Source organism: Nocardioides sp. T5 (assembly GCF_048161455.1).
Taxonomy (GTDB): Bacteria; Actinomycetota; Actinomycetes; order Propionibacteriales; family Nocardioidaceae; genus Nocardioides.
The window spans coordinates 4,513,364-4,534,272 of the sequence record NZ_CP182415.1; the positions used below are offsets into that span (position 1 = coordinate 4,513,364).

21 protein-coding genes and 1 pseudogene are annotated in these 20,909 nt (G+C 67.2%); 14 read left to right on the forward strand and 8 right to left on the reverse strand.

Features of this window, described 5'->3' with window-relative positions; translation table 11 throughout:
* Positions 1-58: 58 nt before the first annotated feature.
* Positions 59-1,351, reverse strand: a complete 1,293-nt coding sequence (gene mdo / locus ACNKF0_RS22125) for an NDMA-dependent methanol dehydrogenase (RefSeq protein ID WP_207083552.1) — start codon at positions 1,349-1,351, stop codon at positions 59-61.
* Between the two features lie 213 nt (positions 1,352-1,564).
* Between mdo and mftA the strand changes: the two genes are divergently transcribed.
* The 12 genes from mftA to istB all read left to right on the forward strand — a co-directional run bounded on the left by mftA (position 1,565) and on the right by istB (position 13,926).
* The gene (gene mftA, locus ACNKF0_RS22130; protein WP_207083551.1) at positions 1,565-1,672 is read left to right on the forward strand and encodes a mycofactocin precursor MftA; all 108 of its coding nucleotides are present in this window, start codon (positions 1,565-1,567) and stop codon (positions 1,670-1,672) included.
* A 35-nt stretch (positions 1,673-1,707) separates the two neighbouring features.
* The gene (mftB, locus tag ACNKF0_RS22135; RefSeq protein ID WP_416954896.1) at positions 1,708-1,938 is read left to right on the forward strand and encodes a mycofactocin biosynthesis chaperone MftB; all 231 of its coding nucleotides are present in this window, start codon (positions 1,708-1,710) and stop codon (positions 1,936-1,938) included.
* Positions 1,935-3,152 carry a mycofactocin radical SAM maturase gene (mftC, locus tag ACNKF0_RS22140; RefSeq protein WP_416954897.1) on the forward strand — a complete coding sequence of 406 codons (1,218 nt, stop codon included), beginning with the start codon at positions 1,935-1,937 and terminating at the stop codon, positions 3,150-3,152. Before mftB ends, mftC begins: the two co-directional genes overlap by 4 nt.
* Before the next feature lies 1 nt (position 3,153).
* Positions 3,154-3,921, forward strand: coding sequence for a mycofactocin biosynthesis peptidyl-dipeptidase MftE (gene mftE / locus ACNKF0_RS22145; protein ID WP_207083548.1), 768 nt, complete (start codon positions 3,154-3,156; stop codon positions 3,919-3,921).
* A complete protein-coding gene (gene mftF, locus ACNKF0_RS22150) occupies positions 3,918-5,339 on the forward strand; it encodes a mycofactocin biosynthesis glycosyltransferase MftF (protein WP_207083547.1) in 1,422 nt (473 codons plus the stop codon). The genes mftE and mftF overlap by 4 nt, the downstream gene beginning before the upstream one ends.
* 86 nt (positions 5,340-5,425) lie before the next feature.
* The gene (locus ACNKF0_RS22155) at positions 5,426-6,613 is read left to right on the forward strand and encodes a GAF domain-containing protein (RefSeq protein WP_224279312.1); all 1,188 of its coding nucleotides are present in this window, start codon (positions 5,426-5,428) and stop codon (positions 6,611-6,613) included.
* Between the two features lie 90 nt (positions 6,614-6,703).
* Positions 6,704-8,227: an aldehyde dehydrogenase family protein gene (locus ACNKF0_RS22160; protein WP_207083545.1), complete on the forward strand. Its 1,524-nt coding sequence runs from the start codon at positions 6,704-6,706 to the stop codon at positions 8,225-8,227.
* The gene (locus tag ACNKF0_RS22165) at positions 8,228-8,599 is read left to right on the forward strand and encodes a DUF779 domain-containing protein (protein WP_207083544.1); all 372 of its coding nucleotides are present in this window, start codon (positions 8,228-8,230) and stop codon (positions 8,597-8,599) included.
* Between the two features lie 199 nt (positions 8,600-8,798).
* Complete coding sequence (acs, locus tag ACNKF0_RS22170) at positions 8,799-10,808, forward strand: acetate--CoA ligase (protein ID WP_299927141.1); 2,010 nt, start codon at positions 8,799-8,801, stop codon at positions 10,806-10,808.
* Positions 10,805-11,620: an adenylate kinase gene (locus ACNKF0_RS22175; RefSeq protein ID WP_416954898.1), complete on the forward strand. Its 816-nt coding sequence runs from the start codon at positions 10,805-10,807 to the stop codon at positions 11,618-11,620. Before acs ends, ACNKF0_RS22175 begins: the two co-directional genes overlap by 4 nt.
* A 234-nt stretch (positions 11,621-11,854) precedes the next feature.
* Entirely contained in the window at positions 11,855-13,120 is a 1,266-nt protein-coding gene (istA, locus tag ACNKF0_RS22180; protein WP_416954368.1) for an IS21 family transposase, read from the forward strand.
* Positions 13,120-13,926, forward strand: coding sequence for an IS21-like element helper ATPase IstB (gene istB, locus ACNKF0_RS22185; protein ID WP_416954367.1), 807 nt, complete (start codon positions 13,120-13,122; stop codon positions 13,924-13,926). The genes istA and istB overlap by 1 nt, the downstream gene beginning before the upstream one ends.
* A 331-nt stretch (positions 13,927-14,257) precedes the next feature.
* On the opposite strand, the gene ACNKF0_RS22190 is transcribed toward istB, so the two are convergent.
* Together ACNKF0_RS22190 and ACNKF0_RS22195 are read right to left on the reverse strand one after the other, a co-directional pair.
* Positions 14,258-15,631 (reverse strand): helix-turn-helix domain-containing protein, encoded by a 1,374-nt coding sequence (locus ACNKF0_RS22190; protein ID WP_416954899.1) that lies wholly within the window; start codon positions 15,629-15,631, stop codon positions 14,258-14,260.
* On the reverse strand, positions 15,628-16,371 hold the full coding sequence (locus ACNKF0_RS22195) for a TnsA-like heteromeric transposase endonuclease subunit (RefSeq protein ID WP_416954900.1): 744 nt from the start codon (positions 16,369-16,371) through the stop codon (positions 15,628-15,630). The genes ACNKF0_RS22190 and ACNKF0_RS22195 overlap by 4 nt, the downstream gene beginning before the upstream one ends.
* Positions 16,372-16,750: 379 nt before the next feature.
* Between ACNKF0_RS22195 and ACNKF0_RS22200 the strand changes: the two genes are divergently transcribed.
* A complete protein-coding gene (locus tag ACNKF0_RS22200) occupies positions 16,751-17,059 on the forward strand; it encodes a hypothetical protein (RefSeq protein WP_416954901.1) in 309 nt (102 codons plus the stop codon).
* Positions 17,060-17,067: 8 nt separating this feature from the next.
* Here the strand turns inward: ACNKF0_RS22200 and ACNKF0_RS22205 are convergent, their stop codons facing one another.
* Together ACNKF0_RS22205 and ACNKF0_RS22210 are read right to left on the reverse strand one after the other, a co-directional pair.
* Positions 17,068-17,730: a hypothetical protein gene (locus tag ACNKF0_RS22205; RefSeq protein WP_416954902.1), complete on the reverse strand. Its 663-nt coding sequence runs from the start codon at positions 17,728-17,730 to the stop codon at positions 17,068-17,070.
* Between the two features lie 278 nt (positions 17,731-18,008).
* Positions 18,009-18,527: an SRPBCC family protein gene (locus tag ACNKF0_RS22210; RefSeq protein WP_416954903.1), complete on the reverse strand. Its 519-nt coding sequence runs from the start codon at positions 18,525-18,527 to the stop codon at positions 18,009-18,011.
* Here ACNKF0_RS22210 and ACNKF0_RS22215 point away from each other — a divergent pair.
* Positions 18,526-18,750 (forward strand): TetR/AcrR family transcriptional regulator C-terminal domain-containing protein, encoded by a 225-nt coding sequence (locus ACNKF0_RS22215; RefSeq protein ID WP_416954904.1) that lies wholly within the window; start codon positions 18,526-18,528, stop codon positions 18,748-18,750. The genes ACNKF0_RS22210 and ACNKF0_RS22215 overlap by 2 nt on opposite strands.
* 317 nt (positions 18,751-19,067) lie before the next feature.
* Here the strand turns inward: ACNKF0_RS22215 and ACNKF0_RS22220 are convergent, their stop codons facing one another.
* The 3 genes and pseudogenes from ACNKF0_RS22220 to ACNKF0_RS22230 form a co-directional block, all read right to left on the reverse strand.
* A complete protein-coding gene (locus ACNKF0_RS22220; RefSeq protein WP_001389365.1) occupies positions 19,068-19,832 on the reverse strand; it encodes an IS6-like element IS6100 family transposase in 765 nt (254 codons plus the stop codon).
* Positions 19,833-19,877: 45 nt separating this feature from the next.
* Positions 19,878-19,979, reverse strand: a pseudogene (locus ACNKF0_RS22225) (recombinase family protein); the annotation flags it as partial.
* A gap of 420 nt (positions 19,980-20,399) precedes the next feature.
* Positions 20,400-20,900, reverse strand: coding sequence for a GNAT family N-acetyltransferase (locus tag ACNKF0_RS22230; RefSeq protein WP_000376623.1), 501 nt, complete (start codon positions 20,898-20,900; stop codon positions 20,400-20,402).
* Positions 20,901-20,909: the final 9 nt, after the last annotated feature.

Below are 20,909 nucleotides of genomic sequence, written 5' to 3' on the forward strand. Positions count from 1 at the left end.
CCGGACCGGGCAGCACGGCGATCGCTGCCCGGTCCGGCGTACAGGGGCGAACCCGGCCTCAGGAAAGGAGGTCGTCCAGGTCACCGTTCATGCAGTGCTCGATGACGGGGCGAACCGTCTCGAAGGTGCACTCCTTGGCGTTGCCCGGGGTGCAGGCGTCGCCGAGGACGTGGTTGGTGATGCGGTCCACGTCCTCCTTGTCACCGGTGATCACCTTGGCGTTCTCGTAGAACTTCGTCGGGCCCTGGCCCAGCCGGTTCTTCGAGTAGCTGTCGGCGGTGATGTCGGTGAACTTCTCCGGGATGCCCACGTCGCGCAGCAGCCGGATCGAGGCGGCGAGCGCCGCATCGGCTGCCTGCGGCTTGGTCATGCCGCGGGTGTCGACGCCCATCGCCTCGGCGATGTCGGCGAAGCGGCCGTACGCCGCCGACATGTTGAACGCCCACACACGCGGCAGCGCGATGGCGTTGTTCAGGCCGTGGTGCGTGTCGTAGAACGCGCTGATCGCGTGCGACGTCGAGTGGATGATGCCGAGACCACCGGAGTTGAACGCCTGGGCGGCGATGTACTGCGCGTACATCATGCCCTCGCGTCCGGCGAGGTCCTGGCCGTTCCACACCGCTGCCCGGAGGTGCTCCGACGTCAGTTTGATGGCGTGCAGTGCGTTGCCGAGCGACGGCTGGAAGTTGATGCGGGAGACGTACGGCTCGCTGGCGTGCGCGAGCACGTCGAAGCCGCACTGGGCGGTGTAGTCGACCGGGCAGTCGAAGTAGAGCACCGGGTCGTCGATCGCCAGGGAGGTGACTGACGCGTCGTCGAAGGCGACGTACTTGTGCGGGTTGTCCGGGTCGGTCGTGGTGTCGGTGATGACGTAGGCCCACGAGGTCTCCGAGCCGGTGCCGGCCGTGGTGGAGACCGCGATGTGCGGCGGGTTCTTCGGGTTCTCGGACATGTTGAAGCCCTCGAACTCGTTGACGTTGCGACCGTCATGGGCCACCGAGACACGAGCGCCCTTGCAGGCATCGTGCGAGGAGCCGCCGCCGATGGAGACGAACGAGTCGCACTCGTTCTCCTGATACATCGCCACGGAGTCCATGACGTTGTAGTCTTTCGGGTTGGACTCGACCTTGTCGTAGACCACGACCTCCAGGCCGTGGTACTTCATCGACTCCACGATCTTGTGCACGATGTCGGTGCCGCGCAGGCCCGACGTCATGACGAGCGTCTTGCGGAAGCCGAGCTTGAGTGCCTCCGGCCCGATCATCTCGTGCGCGCCGGGTCCCATCAGGGCCCGAGGGAACGGGTGGAACTCCTTGATGGGGAACGGTTTGAGCAGTTCGTCGACCTGCACGGATGACCTCCTGGAGACGGATATCTGACTGCTCCGGACGCTAGGTCCGCCACGGGGCCGCGGCCAGACGAGGATCCGCATACGGGTCGGTGGGTCAGGAGTCGACCTGACCATCAGGGCAGGTCCGGCCCGCTGAGTGAGGGGTGCGCCGCCACGGCGTGCTTCCTAGCGTGGAAAGCGACCCACCAGCCATCTCGACCCGGAGGTATCGCCATGACCGACCCGAACCAGGACCCCACTCCCGAGACCAAGACCGCCGCCCTCGCCGAGGACGAGCTGGTCGAGGAGGTCTCCATCGACGGCATGTGCGGCGTCTACTGATGATCGACGGCGAAGCCTGGCAGCTGAGTCCGTCGGTGGAGTTGCGACCGGAGCCCTTCGGGGCGTTGGTCTACGACTTCTCGACCCGACGCCTCAGCTTCCTCAAGACCCTGCGCCTGCTCGACGTCGTCCGCCGCCTCGACGGGACGACAGACGTCGGTCACGCGCTGGAGTCTGCGGGAGTGGGCGAGGGGGAGCGCGCCGGCTACCTCAAGGCCCTCGACGGGCTCGCCGCCAACGGCGTACTGATCAGGAGCGCACCATGACCGCGACATTGACCGAGACCCCGCCGCCCGCCGTCGGTCGCCTCATCGACCAGTTCGAGCTCGGCCTCGACGCCCCGATCTGCCTCACCTGGGAGCTCACCTACGCCTGCAACCTTGCGTGCCTGCACTGCCTGTCGTCCTCGGGTCGCCGCGACCCCGACGAGCTGGACACGGAGGAGGCCAAGGCCCTCATCCGCGAGTTCGAGCGGATGCAGATCTTCTACGTCAACATCGGCGGCGGAGAGCCCACGGTGCGTCCCGACTTCTGGGAGCTCCTCGACTACGCGGTCGAGCACCACGTCGGGGTGAAATTCTCGACCAACGGCTTCCGGATCACCAAGGAGCGGGCCGAGAAGCTCGCGGCCACGGACTACATCGACGTACAGATCTCGCTCGACGGCGCGACCGCCGAGGTCAATGACGCGGTCCGCGGCCAGGGCACCTACGACGCCGCCATGAAGGCGCTCGCCAATCTCCAGGCAGCCGGCATGCAGGACTTCAAGATCTCGGTGGTGTGCACGCGTCACAACATCGACCAGCTCGACGAGTTCAAGGCGATCGCGGACAGCTTCGGCGCCCAACTGCGGCTGACGCGGCTGCGACCGTCGGGTCGCGGTGCCGACGTGTGGGACGAGCTGCACCCGCTGCCGCACCAGCAGCGCCAGCTCTACGACTGGCTCGTCGCCAACGGCGAGAAGGTGCTCACCGGTGACTCGTTCTTCCACCTTGCGGCGTACGGCGATCCGTTGCCCGGCCTCAACCTGTGTGGCGCCGGCCGCGTGGTCTGCCTGGTGGACCCGGTCGGGGACGTCTATGCGTGCCCGTTCGCGATCCACGACAGGTTCAAGGCCGGCAACATCCGTGGCCTCGGCTTCGACCACGTCTGGAAGCACGCGCCGTTGTTCGAGGAGCTGCGCAGCCCGCAGACCGGCGGTGCCTGCGCGAAGTGCTCGGCCTACGACAACTGCCGCGGTGGCTGCATGGCGGCCAAGTTCTTCACCGGGCTGCCGTTGGACGGTCCGGACCCGGAGTGCGTCAAGGGCAACGCCGAGGAGGCGTTGGCGAGCCTGGACCGCGGCGCGCTCCCGGGCTCCAGTCAGGACCACTCCCACACAGGCACGGTGCGCAACGCACCCGTCGGACTCACGCTCGGGGCGACCCGGACGCGACCGACGAGCGCGTGCGACGAGAGTCCGGTCGCAGGGATGGTCTGAGATGGGTGCGAGCTCGGCCGGCGAGCCCAGTCGACGCCTCGGCCTCGGCGGGGCGCGCTGGCCAACGATCGAGGGCGACCCGCCCCTGGTGCTCGTACCCATCGGATCGCTCGAGCAGCACGGCCCGCACCTCCCGCTGGCGACGGACTCGATGCTGGCGTGTGCAGCGACCCGGGAGGTCGCCGTACGACTGGATGCTGCTGGTGTGCGCGTGCTGGTGGCGCCCGCTCTTGCGTATGGCGCCAGCGGCGAGCACGAGGACTTCCCGGGGACCATCTCGATCGGCCACGAGGCGCTCCATCTGCTGCTGGTCGAGCTCGGCCGATCGGCCTGCCGGTGGGCCAAGGGGTTGGTGTTCGTCAACGGTCACGGCGGCAATGTGCCCACGGTGGTGAGCGCCGTGACCACCCTGCGCGACGAGGGCCGCCCCGCCGCCTGGACAGGGTTCGGGGTGCTGGGCGGCGACGCGCACGCCGGCCGCACGGAGACCTCAATGCTGCGCAACCTGGCGCCGTGGACCGTGCGCATGGACCTCGCCGAGGCCGGGGCCACCGAGCCCATCGACCAGTTGATGCCGCGGCTGCGCAGCGTCGGCGTCCGCACCGTGTCGCCCAACGGCGTCCTCGGTGACCCGACCGGCAGCTCCCCGGACGAGGGCCGGCGACTCTTCGACGTGCTGGTGAACCGGCTGCATCGTGAGCTGACCGTTCTGGACGTCGGCAACGACGGCCGACTCCGGCGTCCCGAGCGCAGCAGCGTCAGATCGTGACCCTGCCGGACGGCTTCGGGGTCCGTCTGTCGTCCCGGACCAAGGTCTGTGACGGTGGCCGGTCACTGGTGGGCGGCAGCCGCGGCTCGGTGCTCTATCTCAGCGACGTCGCCGCCGAGCTGCTCGACGGCGGCCCGGTCCTGCGTGCGCACACCAGCGACGCCGCCACGCTGGCCAGGTCGCTCCTCGACAGGGGTTTCGCGGAGCCGTGGTGGCCGGACCCGGCCGGGCCCGACAGCGACGTCCTCGACGTGACCGTCGTGGTGCCGGTGCGCGACCGGGCGCCGGACCTGACCTCGTTGCTCGAGGCGCTGCCCTCATCGGTGCCGGTCGTGGTGGTCGACGACGGATCGCGCGATCCCGATCTCGTCGCCCGTGTCGCTCGTGCGTACGGCGCCTTGCTGGTCGTCCACGACGTCAATCGCGGCCCGGCGGCCGCCCGCAACTCCGGCCTGCGACACGTGACCACGCCCTTCGTCGCCTTCTGCGACTCCGACATCGTCCCCGACCCCGGCTGGCTGGCGACGCTGCGTCGGCATCTCGACGACCCAGCGCTGGCGATGGTCGCGCCGCGGGTGCTGGGTCCCGAGCGTCGCCCCGGTGACAGCTGGGTGGAGCGCTACGAACAGGCGCGGTCCTCCCTCGACCTCGGCCCCGAGCCGGCAGCGGTGCGTCAGCAGGGCGTCGTTGCCTACCTCCCGAGCGCCTGCCTGATCGCGCGCGTCGCCGTACTCGCCCGGCTCGGGTCCGGCCCCTTCGACGAGGCGCTGCGCTGCGGTGAGGACGTCGACCTGGTCTGGCGGCTGCTCGCCGCAGGCGCGGGTGTGCGCTACGAGCCGGCGGCCACCGTCCGCCATCGGCACCGCGCCCGGCTGGGGGAGTGGCTCGGACGCAAGGCCTTCTACGGCACGTCGGCGGCACCGCTGGCGCAGCGCCACGGCTCGGCGGTCGCGCCCCTCGTCATCTCGCCCTGGTCGGCCGTGTTCGCGGCCGCCCTCCTCGCCCAGCGCCGCTGGTCCGTCCCGGTCGCGCTAGCCTCGGCTGCCGTCGCGACGGCCGGCACCTCCCGTCAGCTGGGCCGCAGTGAGCGTCCCGTTCGCGCGGCGGCGATCCTGACGCTGGAGGGCAGCGTCACCGTGCTGTGGCAGACGGGCGCCGCGTTGACCCGCCACTACTGGCCGCTCGCGGCCCTGGCCGCCACCCAGTCACGCCGCGCCCGGCGCGCACTGGCCGTGGCCGCGGTGGTCGACGGACTGGTCGACCGGCGACGGGTCGGGGCCGACCTGGATCCCGTCCGCTACGTGCTGGCGCGACGGCTCGACGACCTGGCCTACGGGAGCGGCGTCTGGCTCGGCGCCGCCCGGGCGCGTTCCTTCGACGCGTTGCGCCCCGACGTACGCCTCTCTCGTCGCCGATGAATCACGGTGCAACCTCGTCGAACCTCCGGCGCGCGATGGTGGGGAACCGGGCGGGCTCCGGAGGGGTGAGCGTGAATAATGAACCCATGGGTCGCGACGGCATGCGCGCAGAGGTGGCAGATTCCTGGCACCTGTCGGCGGCGGCGGGCGTGGACGTGGAGAGCGTCGAGGCGCCGATCACGCTGGCCGAGTCCGACCTGCGTGACCACCGGGCGGCTCATCCGCTCGCCCAGGTCTTCCCGCTGCTCGACGACGTGCTCGGCCAGGCCGCGCGGGACTGCGGTGCGGTCATGGCGGTCAGCGACGCGGCCGGCCAGCTCCTGTGGGTGTGCGGCTCTCCGTCGACGCTGCGGCAGGCCGAGAAGATCGGCTTCGTCGAGGGCTCGAACTGGGACGAGCGCCTGGCCGGCACCAACGCTCCGGGTCTCGCCCTGCGCCTCGGCCAGCCTGTCCAGGTGCGGCGGTCGGAGCACTTCCGGCACTCGGTCCAGCAGTGGAGCTGTGCGGCATCGCCGATCCACGATCCGACGTCCAGCACCCTGCTCGGGGTCCTCGACATCACCGGCAACGACGACATCGCGGTGCCGCAGACGATGGCGATGGTGCGGGCGGCGGCCCGGATGGCCGAGGCCGAGCTCGCGCGTGAACTGCTCACGCGCGCCGCGCAGCCGGTCGAGTCCAAGGCCGGTCCGCAGGTCGTGGTCGAGCTGCTCGGACGCCACGAGGCGCTGCTCACGATCGACGCGCGCCACTCGCTGCGGCTCTCCCCGCGCCATAGCGAGATCCTGCTCCTCCTCGCCTCGGCCCCGCACGGGCTCTCCGGCGACGAGCTCGCGGTCCTGGTCTACGAGGACGACGGCGCGTCCTCCACCCTGCGCGCCGAGCTCAACCGGTTGCGCAACCTCCTCGGCGACGACCTCCTCGCCTCCCGCCCCTACCGTCTCGGGGCCCGGGTCGCCGGCGACTGGCTGGCGCTCGAGGCGCAGCTGGCGGCGGGCGACGTACGCCGAGCGCTGCGCGACTATCGCGGCCCGATCCTTCCCCGGTCGACCGCGCCCGGCGTGGTCCGGCTTCGCGACCAGCTGCACCACTCGCTGCGTGCCACGGTGCTGGCGAGCAAGGAACCCGACCTGATGTCGACGTGGACGCGCTCTCGGTGGGGCGCGGACGACTACGACATGTGGGTGGCGCAGCGCGATGCCCTCGGCGCGGTGTCGCCGATGCGTTCGCTGGTCGACGGGCAGCTCGCGCGCCTCGACCGCGACCTGGCCTGAGGGCCGGCCCGGGGGTTCGCAACGTTCATGCAACGTGCCCGCTCCTAGCGTGACGGTCGTCACACACTCCCTCACTCTTTGGAGCATCACATGACTGTCTACGCCCAGCCCGGAACCGACGGTTCGGACATCGAGGTCAAGAGCCGCTACGGCCACTACATCGGCGGCGAGTGGGTCGACCCGATCAAGGGCGGCTACTTCGAGAACATCTCCCCGGTCAACGGCAAGCCCTTCACCGAGGTGGCGCGCGGGACCGCCGAGGACATCGAGGCCGCCATCGACGCTGCCTGGAACGCCGCCGACGGCTGGGGACGTTCATCGACCACCGAGCGTTCCAACGTCCTGCTCAAGATCGCCGACCGGATGGAGGCGAACCTCGAGTCCCTCGCCGTCATCGAGACGTGGGACAACGGCAAGGCGGTGCGCGAGACCATCAACGCGGACATGCCGCTGGCCATCGACCACTTCCGCTACTTCGCCGGCGCCCTGCGCGCCCAGGAGGGCGGCATCTCCGAGATCGACGAGAACACGATCGCCTATCACTTCCACGAGCCTCTGGGCGTCGTCGGCCAGATCATTCCGTGGAACTTCCCGATCCTGATGGCGGTCTGGAAGCTCGCGCCCGCCCTCGCGGCCGGCAACGCGGTCGTGCTCAAGCCGGCTGAGCAGACGCCGTGGTCGATCCTCAAGCTGATGGAGCTGATCGGCGACCTGCTGCCGGCTGGCGTGCTCAATGTCGTCAACGGCTTCGGTGTCGAGGCCGGCAAGCCGCTGGCGAGCAGCAGTCGCATCCGCAAGATCGCGTTCACCGGCGAGACCACGACCGGGCGGCTGATCATGCAGTACGCCTCGGAGAACATCATCCCGGTCACGCTCGAGCTCGGCGGCAAGAGCCCGAACATCTTCTTCGACGACGTCGCGGCCGAGAAGGACGCCTTCTACGACAAGGCGCTCGAGGGCTTCACGATGTTCGCGCTCAACCAGGGCGAGGTCTGCACGTGTCCGTCGCGCGCGCTCGTTCAGCGGTCGATGTACTCCGACTTCGTGCCCGACGCGATCGCCCGGGTCGAGGCCATCACCCAGGGCAACCCGCTCGACGTCACCACGATGATGGGCGCGCAGGCCTCCAACGACCAGCTCGAGAAGATCCTGTCCTACCTCGACATCGGCAAGCAGGAGGGCGCCAAGGTGCTCACCGGTGGTGAGCGCAACGTCCTCGAGGGCGACCTCGCCGAGGGCTACTACGTGCAGCCCACCGTCTTCGAGGGCGACAACTCGATGCGGATCTTCCAGGAGGAGATCTTCGGTCCGGTCGTCTCGCTCACCAGCTTCGACGACGAGGCCGACGCCCTCAAGATCGCCAACGACACAATGTTCGGCCTCGGTGCCGGTCTGTGGACCCGCGACGGCTCCCGTGCCTTCCGCGCCGGCAAGGCGATCCAGGCCGGCCGGGTCTGGACCAACTGCTACCACGCCTACCCCGCGCACGCGGCGTTCGGCGGCTACAAGCAGTCCGGCATCGGCCGCGAGAACCACAAGATGATGCTCGATCACTACCAGCAGACCAAGAACCTCCTGGTCTCCTACAGCCCCGACAAGCTGGGCTTCTTCTAAATGCTCGAACGAGTAGCGGTGACAGGTGAGGCGGCGGAGATGATCCGCCGCCTCACCGAGGCGCACGGCCCGGTGATGTTCCACCAGTCCGGCGGCTGCTGCGACGGGTCGTCGCCGATGTGCTACCCCGACGGCGAGTTCCGCACCGGCGACTCCGACATCCTGCTCGGCGAACTTGCTGTCGGGCTCGACCGCGACGTGCCCGTCTGGATGTCGAAGACCCAGTTCGAGTACTGGCAGCACACCCACCTCACCATCGATGTCGTCAAGGGCCGCGGCGCCGGCTTCTCCCTCGAGGCACCCGAGGGCGTGCGGTTCCTGATCCGATCACGTCTATTTACGGACGAGGAGTCCGCCACGGTCAACGGCTGACATGTAGGCCACGCCGGCACGCGCTGCTGCCAGCAAGTTGGACGACAACCCCGCGATCGTCATGGCGGGAGCGCGGTGATGCACCTAGTAGAGAGGCAATTTCGCCACTCAAGACACGGCTGCTTGCCGGCGGGCGTCAACGCGGCCCGACTAGCGCTGAACTTGCACTCCACTTTCAACTACCCGATAAGGAGACGATATGAATTGCCCAGGGAAGCCCGACCCAACTCGTTCAAGACTTCTGTCGAATCCGTCCCGTGAGGAGCGTCGCTTCGAGCCGCCCGCCGACCTCGCAGCCAACGCCAACGTCAAGGAGGAGGCCTACGCCCGCGCCGATTCCGACCGTGAGGCGTTCTGGGCCGAGGCCGCCGAGCGCCTCGACTGGGGCCAGCGCTGGGACCATGTCCTCGACTGGTCCAACCCGCCGTTCGCGAAGTGGTTCGTCGGCGGCACCATCAACGCCGCCGTCAACTGCGTCGACCGGCACGTCGATGCCGGCAACGGCGACAAGGTCGCGATCCACTGGGTCGGCGAGCCCGAGGACGACACCCGCGACATCACCTACGCCGATCTCCTCGACCAGGTCTCGCGCGCGGCCAACGCGCTGACCGACCTCGGCGTGCAGAAGGGCGACCGGGTCGCGATCTACATGCCGATGATCCCCGAGGTCGTCGTCGCGATGCTGGCGTGTGCGCGCCTCGGCGCCCCGCACACCGTGGTCTTCGGCGGCTTCTCCGCCGACGCCCTCGCCTCGCGCGTCACCGACTGCGGGGCGAAGGTGATCCTCACCGCCGACGGTGGCTACCGCCGCGGTGCGCCCAGTGCCCTGAAGCCCGCGGTCGACGAGGCCGTGGCCAAGGTCGCCGCCAAGGGCGGGGAGAGCCTCGTCGAGCACGTCGTCGTCGTACGCCGCACCGGCCAAGACGTCGAGTGGGACGACTCGCGCGACGTCTGGTGGCACGACGTCGTCGACGCCGCCTCGCCCGAGCACGACGCGGAGATGCACGACTCCGAGCACCCGCTCTACGTCATGTACACCTCCGGCACCACCGGCACACCGAAGGGCATCCTGCACACGACCGGCGGCTACCTCACCGGCACGTCCTACACACACTGGGCGGTCTTCGACCTCAAGGACGACGACGTCTACTGGTGCACCGCCGACGTCGGCTGGGTGACCGGGCACAGCTACATGGTCTACGGCCCGCTCGCCAACGGCGCGACGCAGGTGATGTACGAAGGCACCCCCGACGCCCCGCACAAGGGCCGCTGGTGGGAGATCATCGCGAAGTACGGCGTCACGATCTTCTACACCGCGCCGACCGCGATCCGGACGTTCATGAAGTGGGGCGACGACATCCCCGCCGAGCACGACCTGTCCTCGATCCGCCTGCTCGGCTCGGTGGGTGAGTCGATCAACCCCGAGGCCTACATCTGGTACCGCAAGCACATCGGTGCCGTTCAGGCGCCGATCGTCGACACCTGGTGGCAGACCGAGACCGGCCAGATGATGATCAGCCCGCTGCCCGGCGTGACCGCCGGCAAGCCCGGCTCGGCGATGAAGGCGCTGCCCGGCATCTCGATCGACGTGGTCAACGACGAGGCCCAGTCGGTCGGCAACGGCAACGGCGGCTACCTCGTGATCCGCGAGCCCTGGCCGGCGATGCTGCGCACTCTGTGGGGCGACGACCAGCGGTTCAAGGACACCTACTGGTCGCGCTGGGAGGGCCTCTACTTCGCCGGCGACGGCGCCAAGCTCGACGACGACGGCGACATCTGGCTGCTGGGCCGCGTCGACGACGTCATGAACGTGTCGGGCCACCGGCTCTCCACGACCGAGATCGAGTCGGCGCTGGTCTCGCACCCCAAGGTCGCCGAGGCGGCCGTGGTCGGGGCAGCCGACGACATGACTGGCCAGGCCGTGGCCGCCTTCGTGATCCTGCGCGACACGGCCGGCGACGGGGGGGCGGACATCGTCGAGGAGCTGCGCAAGCACGTCGCCAAGGAGATCGGCGCGATCGCGAAGCCGCGCCAGATCATGGTCGTGCCCGAGCTGCCGAAGACCCGCTCGGGCAAGATCATGCGCCGCCTGCTCAAGGACGTCGCCGAGCACCGTGAGGTCGGCGACGTGACCACGCTCGCCGACTCCACTGTCATGACGCTGATCACCGACAAGCTCACGTCCGGCAGTCCCAAGGACGACGGATGAACTCTGGCCGGACCAAGAAGGAGCAGCCCGCCGCAATGAGATTGATCTTGATGGGCCCCCCAGGAGCGGGCAAGGGGACGCAGGCGAGGGTCATCGCCGCCGAACTGGGAATCCCCGCCATTTCCACCGGGGATCTCTTCCGAGCCCATGTGGCGAAGCAGACACCCCTCGGCATCGAGGCGGAGCGTTTCATGAGCCTCGGCGAGTACGTCCCTGACTCCGTCACCAACGCGATGGTTCGAGATCGGCTTGACGAGGGTGACGCTCGCGGCGGATTCCTACTCGATGGCTATCCGCGCACATTGGCACAGGTTGAGGAACTCGACGTTCTGATGACCGCAAGAGGAATTGCTCTGGACGCGGTCATCTTGTTGATCGTTGATGGTGACGAAATCGTCGAGAGGCTGCTGCGGCGGGGTGCCACCGAGGGACGCACGGACGACAACGAGAGAGTGATCCGTCGCCGTCTTGACGTCTACGCGGAGGAGACCGAGCCATTGCTCTTGAACTACTCTCGCAGTGGCCTTCTCACCGAAGTCTTTGGTGCGGGTCCGCCTACCGAGGTGACCAGTCGAACCTTTGCCGCTCTACAGCGCTCCGGACTGACGGTGCCAAATCCCTCCCGAGGTCAGCCTCGGAGCGGCTTCGAGGGCGCACAGCCCTCGTCACGGTCAACGACCTGGGTTGTGAAGTACCAATGGAATCGTCCCACCACCAGGACTTCGTTGTTGGCGGCCCGGCCGGCAAGGGATTTGCGACTCTCTCAGGCGTCGGCCGTGCCCAGATGGATCTTGAGTACCGGAAATAGGTGAGGTCACATGTCGCTCCGTTCCCTTTTGGACGTCGCTCACGTCGCTGTGCGGGAGTTACGGTTGATGTGCCGAGATAGCGCACTTCGACGACGCGCATCAGTCAGGTGGATCGCATGAGGTTGCAAGTGGCAGGCTGTTGTCGGCGACGCCTGAAAACTGACCCCCTATCGCCGGTCGAAAACTGACCCCCCTCCGAGACCCTGACCTCACCAGCGGTGAGGCAGGAGGACGGGAGTGTTGTCAGTGGAGGACTGGGCAGAGATCCGCAGGTTGCACCGGGCCGAGGGGTTGCCGATCAAGATGATCGCCAGGACGTTGGGCGTCTCGCGCAACACGGTCCGTGCGGCGCTGGCGGTTGACGGGCCACCGAGGTACGTGCGGAAGCCAGTGGGGTCCGCGGTCGATGTGTTCGAGCCGCGGATCCGTGAGCAGCTTCAGGCGGTGCCGACGATGCCGGCCACGGTGATCGCGGAGCGGGTCGGCTGGGACCGTGGGATGACGGTGTTCAAGCAGCGGGTGGCCGAGCTGCGTCCGGCCTATCTGCCGCCCGATCCTGCGTCGCGGACCACCTATGAGGCCGGTGAGCTGGCGCAGTTCGACTTCTGGTTTCCCGACATCGAGCTCCCGGTCGGCTACGGGCAGACCCGGACCGCGAAGCGGCTGCCGGTGATGACGTGCGTGACCGGTTACTCGCGCTGGTCCGGTGGCATCTTGATCCCCTCGCGCGAAGCCGAGGATCTGTACGCGGGCTGGTGGCACCTGCTGTCGACCCAGCTGCAGGGTGTCCCGAAGACGCTGGTGTGGGACGGCGAAGGAGCCGTCGGCCGGTGGCGCGCACGACGACCCGAGCTGACCGGTCACTGCCAGGGTTTCCGCGGTGTCCTGGGGGCGAGTGTGTACATCTGCAAGCCCGCCGACCCTGAAGCCAAGGGGATGCTCGAGCGGCTGCATGACTACCTCGAGAGGTCCTTCCTGCCCGGACGGCGTTTCGCGTCGCCAGCGGACTTCAACGTCCAGCTGGCCGGGTTCTTCGCCAAGGCCAACGCCCGTCGGATGCGGGTCCTGGGCTGCACGCCCGGTGACCGGGTCGAAGCCGACCGGGCCGCGATGTTGCCCCTGCCACCGGTCCCGCCCGAGGTCGGCTGGCGCAAGACGCTGCGGCTTCCGCGTGACCACTACGTCCGCGTCGACTCGAACGACTACTCCGTCCACCCCGCCGTGGTCGGGCGCCGGATCGAGGTCCACGCCGACCTGGACCGGGTGTGGGTGACCTGCGAGGGCGCGGTCGTGGCCGACCACGCCCGGGTGTGGGCACGGCACCAGACCATCACCGAGTTCGAGCACACCGTCGCCGCCAAACACCTGCGCCACGGCCGAGCCGACCTCCTGCGGCCAGTCGCCGACGCTGCGACCGGCGAGGAGGTCGAGATCCGCTCACTCGGGTGCTACGACCTAGCACTCGGCCTCGTCGATGAGCTGGTCGACGAGGAGGTGTCGTAATGGCCACCCGGACGAAGTCGGCACCGAGGACCGGCCGCGATGTCACGAGCGAGCTGGAGTTCCTGACGCGGGCGTTGAAGGCACCCACGCTGCGCGAATCGGTCGCCCGGCTGGCCGAGCGGGCGCGCGAGGAGTCCTGGACCCATGAGGAGTTCCTGGCCGCGTGCCTGCAACGCGAGGTGTCAGCGCGGGAGTCCCATGGTGGGGAGGGACGGATCCGCGCAGCCCGGTTCCCGGCCCGCAAGAGTCTGGAAGACTTCGACTACGACCACGCCCGTGGCCTGAAGCGGGAGACGATCGCGCACCTGGGCACCTTGGACTTCGTTGCTGGCAAGGAGAACGTCGTGCTCCTCGGCCCGCCCGGCACCGGGAAGACCCACTTGGCCACCGGGCTGGCGATCCGGGCCTGCCAGGCAGGGCACCGCGTCCAGTTCGCCACCGCCAGCCAGTGGGTCGATCGGCTCGCCGAAGCCCACCACGCGGGCCGGCTGCAAGACGAGCTCCGCCGGCTGGTCCGCTACCCGGTGCTGGTCATCGACGAGGTCGGCTACATCCCGTTCGAACCCGAGGCCGCCAACCTGTTCTTCCAGCTCGTCTCATCGCGCTACGAACGCGCCAGCCTCATCGTCACGTCCAACAAGAACTTCGCCCGCTGGGGCGAGGTCTTCGGCGACGACACCGTCGCCGCCGCGATGATCGACCGGCTCGTCCACCACGCCGAGGTCATCGCCTTGAAGGGCGACTCCTACCGGCTGAAGAACCGAGAGCTCGGCCGCGTCCCCGCGGCCGTCAACGAAGAGAACTAGAAACTGAGGGGGTCAATTTTCAACCGTCGGAAAGGGGTCAGTTTTCGACCGTCGTTGACAGCTGTGAGGCATCTTCGTGTCCTCCGGCAGGGCGGTCGCTCTTTGGAGTATGCGAGTTCGCTCATTCTCCCGACGAGACCGAGCACGTCCGGTGGATTGCGATGGCTCACTACTGCTCCCGCGTGGCAAGTCGTCCGATATGACGAGGCCCATCCGGTGGTTTCTGACGACTCAGTTCGAGTACGTAACGCCCCCCGACAAGCCGGCATCACCGAGTCAGCTTGTACACGCGAAGGAGATGGGGACGCTCCTCACGGCCTGTGGGCAGATATCAACGAGCTGGTTCAAATACTGGGAGCAGCCCTTCGTTCCTGGCGCCCCCGGGCGTTGTTCGAAGTGTCAGATGGTTGTGACTGATTCGGGACTGCTGCCCCGCAAACCAGGGGCTGCTGCACGAGTAGGTGACATCTGATCTGTGGTGCCGAGAGGTGCCGCTGGAAGGATGTGCACCGTGCCGAAGCCGTATCCCAAGGAGTTCCGCGAGGACGTCGTTCGGGTTGCCAGAAATCGTGAGCCGGGCGTCCACCTCAAGCAGATCGCTGCCGACTTCGGTATCAGCGAATCCTGCCTGACGAACTGGACACCATCGCCAATCGTCGACCTTGGTTCCGTCAACCAGCATCGACATCGGTCGCATGGCGTCGTACAGCACCAGCCCGGCCTCGACCGCGTTGCCGGATCGGGGCGTGACTCGGAGCGCGACGACCACGCGCGTCGCGACACTGATGACCGTCAGTACCTCGACGCTGCGGGGACACTCGTGGACCTCGTCCCACACGAGTACGTCAGCGCGGGTGGCGTCGAGCGCAAGGTGGGCCGGGTGCATCGCAGGGAAGCTCGTGTGGGACGACGCCGCATGGCGCAGATAGCGAGAACGGTGGGCTCGCGTCGTACGCCCGAGGGCCTGGTGGCGTGCCGACAGGTACTCCTGGAACAGGCGCTGCGGCAGTCGGACGTCCTTCAGGCCCTCGCTTTTCATCTGGAGCCGGATCTCGGCCTCGACCGTCTTGATGTTGACCTTGGAGTCGTCGCCGTTGAACCGAGCGAACACGTCATCCGCGATCCGACGGAGTCGCTCGTCGAGCGCTTCGAAACCTTGCCTCCCTTTGGTCGAGCGTTTGTCGACCAGGCCGCGGAGCCCATCGTCCCGCCAATCGCGGATCCACTTCTGGACTGTGTTCTCACTGACGGTCGCCGACCGGAGCTCGCCGTCCTGAATGCGCCTCAGGATCTGTCGATCGGCCCGCTGTTCATAGGAGAGCTGGCGCGCCATGGCCCGACAGCGCTGGGTCTCGCTTAGGCCGGGATCGCTCACCGGCAGGAACGGTTCTCCAGGTTGCGCAAGGCGCGGGTGACCCCATCGGTATCCGGTGAGGACTTCATGGACGACCTCGAGCTTGTCGAGTGCGTCGCGTCGGATCTGCTCCGACAGACCGGACCACCATGGTTCGAGCGCGGTCGTGGTGGCTGGAGCCTGCCCATTCGTGATTCGAACGCCGTTGATCTCCCCGTATGGCACGTCTCGCCGATCCCCGGTACTGGACTCGACCGTGACGGAGTGGCGTCCGATCTCAGCCACGAGCAGGTAGCCGTCCTCGCCAAGGAGCCTTGCACCGGCTTCGAGCGGCACGTTGGCGGCAGTCACGCTCTGACCTCCGTCGTGGGGGTGAGGTTCTGGTTGATGTCGACGACCAGCTGCCCTGTCCACATCAGATGCCACACGACAGCGAGGCGCTCACTGGCAGGCTGGCTGGTGACCAGCTCGCCCAGGGGAAGCCCACCCGTGCAGGCGGACAGGACGTCGTCCTCGTACTCAGGGGTCCACGACGGGCGTCGTCGGTAGGCGTGGAGCCACTGCAGATTGTGACGATGAGTCGACTCGAGGCCGGTGAACACCTCATAACTCCAGCCATGGATTCGGCAGGCGAACTGGGTGACATCCCGGACATCGGTGAAGCTGGAAGAGGAGGCGGCCTCGGGGTTCTTGACGTCCCACATGGTGACGCCGCCGTCGACGTCGATCGACAGGAGATCGGGCGTGTGCCGACACGGCTTGCGCCGTCCCGCATCGCTCCAGCTGAGTCTCATTGGCTGCGGGACGAGCCACGTCACCGAAGGATCGCGATCCAACACTCGGAGCAGGTCGTGTTCCAATCCCGACTCCAATTCGATGTAGCCACCAACGGTGTAGCTGAAGGCGCGGACGGGGCTGTGCCTCGACGCCGCACCTGAGGCGGGTCGTCGGTACGGCTCGAGATCTTTGAAGTCCGGCGGCCCGGAGCTCCAGTCCCAGTCGGTACGACGCCCGTTGAGGCGGAAGCTCCACGCGACGCTGGCCGGTTCTGGAGCCTGCTCTGGACAGGCTTCGCCCCTGGACTTGGGCACGGGTCGTCCCCTCGCTTTCTAGCGTCCATCGGGTGTCGACCAAGAGGCGTCCCCGGTGCAACGGGGGCGCCTCGACTCGTTCGAGGTCGGCGCGTGCCTCCTGACCAACTTCCGTCGAGGGTAGAGCCGACCCTTCGACCTCGGCAAGGCGTTCGTGCACAATTCCGACGACATCCAACTCGTTCGGCGCCAACCTAGATGACGGGCTCTTAAGGTCCGTCATGACCGACGGTATGCGCAGTTCAAAGTCACGCGTAAGAGAACGCTTTCAAATGTGCACCAGATATGCACAATAAAGGACGACAGACACTACGGCTTGACCGTCGCCACGCTGGCACGGAGGGCCGCGCGACAAGGCCACGAAGGAGGCGGCGGGGCGATGACTCGGACAGAAAATGTGCACGCGCCAGACGAGGGCGTATCCCGCGCCTGCGACAACCCCGACTGCAACAACCGCGTGGAGTGGTCGAACCAAGCCGGCCGCCCGCAGACTTTCTGCAGCCCGAACTGTCGCAAGAGGACGCGCTACGCCGCCGATCGCCTGCGAATGATGATCAAGGGACTCGAACGCGAAGGCGCCGCCAACGACCTGACCTACCGTCGGACCCGAGAGATCGACGCGCAGGTCGCCCGCCTTCGCTGGCTCCTGAGCGCGTATCCGTCAGCGCTCGGCAACGCGCGGCAGTAGCGATCGCATCACGGCAGCCGAGCGACCGCGCCCAGCGGTGGTGCGTCGCAGATCGCCTGCCACTGGTCGTGCTGGTCTTCCCAGCGATAGATGCGCTGCGAGGAGACGGCGTTCTTCCGTACCTCGGTCAACACCAGGTCGCCCCCGATGTAGATGCGGTCAGCCGTCCGCTCATCCTGCTCAACGCGGATCCGCTTCGCGAAGTCGATCAGCCCTGCATCGGAGAGCTCGTCCGGCTGGGTATCGCCGAGCGGATCCGGCTTGACCCCGAACGCGGGCGCCTCGCCTTCCTCAGACTCGAAGTCGTTGGCCGAGCGGTACGCGAAGCGACGACACCGGCCGGTGTGCTCGTCGAAGCCGAAGTGGTCGATCGTCGCCGACTCCTCCAGGGGTCCATGCTCGCGCTGGATGTCAGCCCAGATCTCTCTGAGCGAGCCGGGGGTGTGCAAATCGAGCATGGAGGTGTCGCGTGCGCGGACGTTCTCGCGCAGCCGTTCCACCCAGCGGAGCATCAGTTGCTGGTAGCCGGTCGTCGCAATGGCGAGGTTCATCGACGGCACGGCGACGCACTTGTCGACGAAGTCGAGCGGCTTCCCCAAGGTGTCGGTGGCGAGCGTGTCCGTCAGGATCACCGCGCCATCGTCCTGATGGAGGAACATCAGCAGGCTCATGAGGACGGCATCCCCTTCCCTCGTCGTGACGGCTCGCTCCGATAAGTCGACCGGGCCAGTAGATCTTGAGCGACCTCTCGTTTGCTCAAGATTGGCTGCATCTCGACAGTTGTCGAGATGCAGCGAAGATTGACGAACCTCCCGCGGGCCACGTTGACGAAGTCGGCCGCCCGGCGGTCGCTCGTCAAGGTACGGCGGGAACGGATCGCGGACACCGGGACGTCTGATCTGGAGCTCATCGACGTGATGGGCGAAGCCGGCGCGCGGGCTCGAGTCCCCTACTCCTGGTCCCCGCGGCCGTCGCTGTTGGCGCGGAGAGAGCGGGCCGCCGGCGTGGGGTAGCCACGCCGGACGGCCCGCTCGAGGAGTCCCAAGGATGCTCGCAGCGCCTTCTCGTCGATCACCGGGAAGATGGGCTTCCACTCCTCGGCCGCGCCGGACCAGTCGCAGTAGGAGGTGACGGTGGTGCCGTCGGGATGGGGAGCCAGCTCGTAGCCGTACACATGCCCGATCGGGGGTTTGACGGTTCCCTCGATCGTCCACTCGATGTGCTCGGGCGACCGGATGCGGGTGATGACCACGCGGACGTCGTAGGTGCCCAGCGGCACGTCGCCGAGGGCCTCGCGGTCCATGTGGACGACGAACGCGTCACCCACTCGTGCTACGGGGGCGCCGGACGCTCCTTGCAGCATGCCGCTGGAGTCGATGGCGACGTGGCCGTCGGGGTCGGCAAGGACGTCGAAGATCGCCTGCGGTGAGGCGGGCAGGGTTCGGTGCGCTGAGATCGGCTCGGCCATGGTGGTCACCACCGACACGGCGATGAGCGATGCGGAGTGGTGGGCCACCAACCAGCCCATTCTGGCCCGCGTCCTCGACCCCGGCGCCTACCCGCGCGCCGTGCGCATCGGTGCGGCTGCCGGCGAGGCGCAAGGCAGCGCGTGGAACGCCGACCGGGCCTGGCGGTTCGGGCTTGCCCGCACGCTGGACGGCCTGGCCGCCCTGATCCGCGACGGCACGTGAGGCACGCGCTCATCTGTCGAGGGGTGGAGCGTGTGGAGCGTGACGATCCACGAAGTCCTGCGCGATCGGTGATCCTCGGCGCTCACCCTCGGCCGGCGCCACCGAATCTCCACTGGCCAGTAGATCGTGACCTTGACAGCGAGTTGTCGATGTTCGCTGCATCTCGACAGGGAGCAACGACTTGCGTCGTCCGGAAACAGATGAGATGAGACAGCGGACCGAGGCCGCACTTAGGGTCACTCGCCTCAGTCAGGTCTATCCGGGGCTCTGTTGCAAAGATTGGCGGCAGTCAGAGGTAGGCTGTCGCTCTGCGCCGATCAGGCGGCTGCTGCGAAATGGTGGTTGAGCATGCCCATGGCCTCCGTCAGCGCCGAGGGCCCAATGCCAAAAGCTCTCTCCACAAGGCGCACCTCGCCCCTGATGCCGGGCTGCAGGCACCAGGGGCGAGCCTGTCCTTTGCGCAGGGCTCGCATGACTTCGAATCCCTTGATCGTGGCATAGGCCGTGGGGATCGATTTGAAACCGCGCACCGGCTTGATCAGTATCTTGAGCTTTCCGTGATCGGCCTCGATCACGTTATTGAGATACTTCACCTGCCGGTGGGCCGTCTCCCGGTCCAGCTTTCCTTCGCGCTTCAATTCGGTGATCGCTGCACCATAGCTCGGCGCTTTGTCGGTATTGAGCGTGGCAGGCTTTTCCCAGTGCTTCAGGCCTCGCAGGGCCTTGCCCAGGAACCGCTTCGCTGCCTTGGCGCTGCGGGTCGGCGACAGGTAGAAATCGATCGTGTCGCCCCGCTTGTCGACTGCCCGGTACAGGTAGGTCCACTTGCCCCGCACCTTGACGTAGGTTTCATCCAGGCGCCAGCTCGGATCAAAGCCACGCCGCCAGAACCAGCGCAGCCGCTTCTCCATCTCCGGGGCGTAGCACTGGACCCAGCGATAGATCGTCGTATGGTCGACCGAAATGCCGCGTTCCGCCAGCATTTCCTCAAGGTCGCGATAGCTGATCGGATAGCGACAATACCAGCGCACCGCCCACAGGATCACATCACCCTGGAAATGGCGCCACTTGAAATCCGTCATCGTTCCGTCCGTCCAATCTCCGCCAAGCATGCTCAAGCTTCACGATTTTTGCAACAGAGCCCGCTCACATCCTGCCTTGCTCAGCGCATCGAGTTGCAGCGCGTGGGTCTGATCACGTGTCGAGACCCTGGCGTACCCCACCAACATGCCGTTCCCCTCTCAAAACACTTAGAAACATAGATCGGTGAGAGACGGGAAGCGAGGGACAGTTTTGAGAGATCTTAGATCTTCAGCAGACTGCTGTCTTTTGCATCTCTCATAAACGGATGTTTTTGAGAGAACTATCTTCGGCCTTCACACGCACGAAAGGCGGCGAAGCTCCGCCGTTAATCCGTCCGCCGGAGATCTCGCCCAGGCAGGCCGAAGGCCGAGCAAGCCTGACAGGCCCGAAAAGCCCGGCACGGGCGTCGGCGGCGATGACGGCGGCGGCATTATCCAGGGTTGATGATGGAAGTGGAGGATATCGACAACCTCTCGCGCAACCAAGACATCGCGGTCGGACTGCAAGTGATCTTGAAGCCACGGGCCCGTCCCACCCCGACATGGACCTCGATGCCCGAACGGACGTTAGATTTCGAGTTCTAGGCGTTCTGCGATGAAGGTTGGATCCCAGCCGGGATTGAAAGTGTCGACGTGGGTGAATCCGAGCCGCTCGTATAGGCCACGCAGGTTCGGGTGGCAGTCGAGCCGCAGCTTGGCGCACCCCTGCGTTCGCGCGGCATGGCGGCAAGCCTCGATCAGCGCGGAGCTGACACCCCGGCCCGCATGTGTCCGTCGCACCGCGAGCTTGTGCAGATATGCGGCCTCCCCCTTGAGGGCGTCGGGCCAAAACTCGGGATCCTCGGCCGACAAGGTGCAACAGCCGACGATGCCGTCGCTGCAACTCGCGACTAGGAGCTCGGATCTCAGGACGAAGGTCTCCGCGAATGTCCGGTCGATCCGCGCGACGTCCCAGGCGGGCGTTCCCTTGGCGGACATCCACGCCGCAGCGTCGTGCATCAGCCGCACAACCTCGTCGATATCACCCGAGCAGGCGACCCGAACGTTCGGAGGCTCCTCGCTGTCCATTCGCTCCCC

Bases quoted from the DNA above. Each gene is read 5' to 3' on its own strand.
- ACNKF0_RS22215 (WP_416954904.1), top strand. From the start codon at position 18,526: ATGGTGGTCACCACCGACACGGCGATGAGCGATGCGGAGTGGTGGGCC.
- ACNKF0_RS22220 (WP_001389365.1), bottom strand. From the start codon at position 19,832: ATGACGGATTTCAAGTGGCGCCATTTCCAGGGTGATGTGATCCTGTGG.
- acs (WP_299927141.1), top strand. From the start codon at position 8,799: ATGAATTGCCCAGGGAAGCCCGACCCAACTCGTTCAAGACTTCTGTCG.
- ACNKF0_RS22200 (WP_416954901.1), top strand. From the start codon at position 16,751: ATGACTCGGACAGAAAATGTGCACGCGCCAGACGAGGGCGTATCCCGC.
- mftC (WP_416954897.1), top strand. From the start codon at position 1,935: ATGACCGCGACATTGACCGAGACCCCGCCGCCCGCCGTCGGTCGCCTC.
- ACNKF0_RS22160 (WP_207083545.1), top strand. From the start codon at position 6,704: ATGACTGTCTACGCCCAGCCCGGAACCGACGGTTCGGACATCGAGGTC.
- ACNKF0_RS22230 (WP_000376623.1), bottom strand. From the start codon at position 20,900: ATGGACAGCGAGGAGCCTCCGAACGTTCGGGTCGCCTGCTCGGGTGAT.
- mftE (WP_207083548.1), top strand. From the start codon at position 3,154: ATGGGTGCGAGCTCGGCCGGCGAGCCCAGTCGACGCCTCGGCCTCGGC.
- ACNKF0_RS22165 (WP_207083544.1), top strand. From the start codon at position 8,228: ATGCTCGAACGAGTAGCGGTGACAGGTGAGGCGGCGGAGATGATCCGC.
- ACNKF0_RS22155 (WP_224279312.1), top strand. From the start codon at position 5,426: ATGGGTCGCGACGGCATGCGCGCAGAGGTGGCAGATTCCTGGCACCTG.
- ACNKF0_RS22205 (WP_416954902.1), bottom strand. From the start codon at position 17,730: ATGAGCCTGCTGATGTTCCTCCATCAGGACGATGGCGCGGTGATCCTG.
- ACNKF0_RS22175 (WP_416954898.1), top strand. From the start codon at position 10,805: ATGAACTCTGGCCGGACCAAGAAGGAGCAGCCCGCCGCAATGAGATTG.
- istB (WP_416954367.1), top strand. From the start codon at position 13,120: ATGGCCACCCGGACGAAGTCGGCACCGAGGACCGGCCGCGATGTCACG.
- mftA (WP_207083551.1), top strand. From the start codon at position 1,565: ATGACCGACCCGAACCAGGACCCCACTCCCGAGACCAAGACCGCCGCC.
- ACNKF0_RS22210 (WP_416954903.1), bottom strand. From the start codon at position 18,527: ATGGCCGAGCCGATCTCAGCGCACCGAACCCTGCCCGCCTCACCGCAG.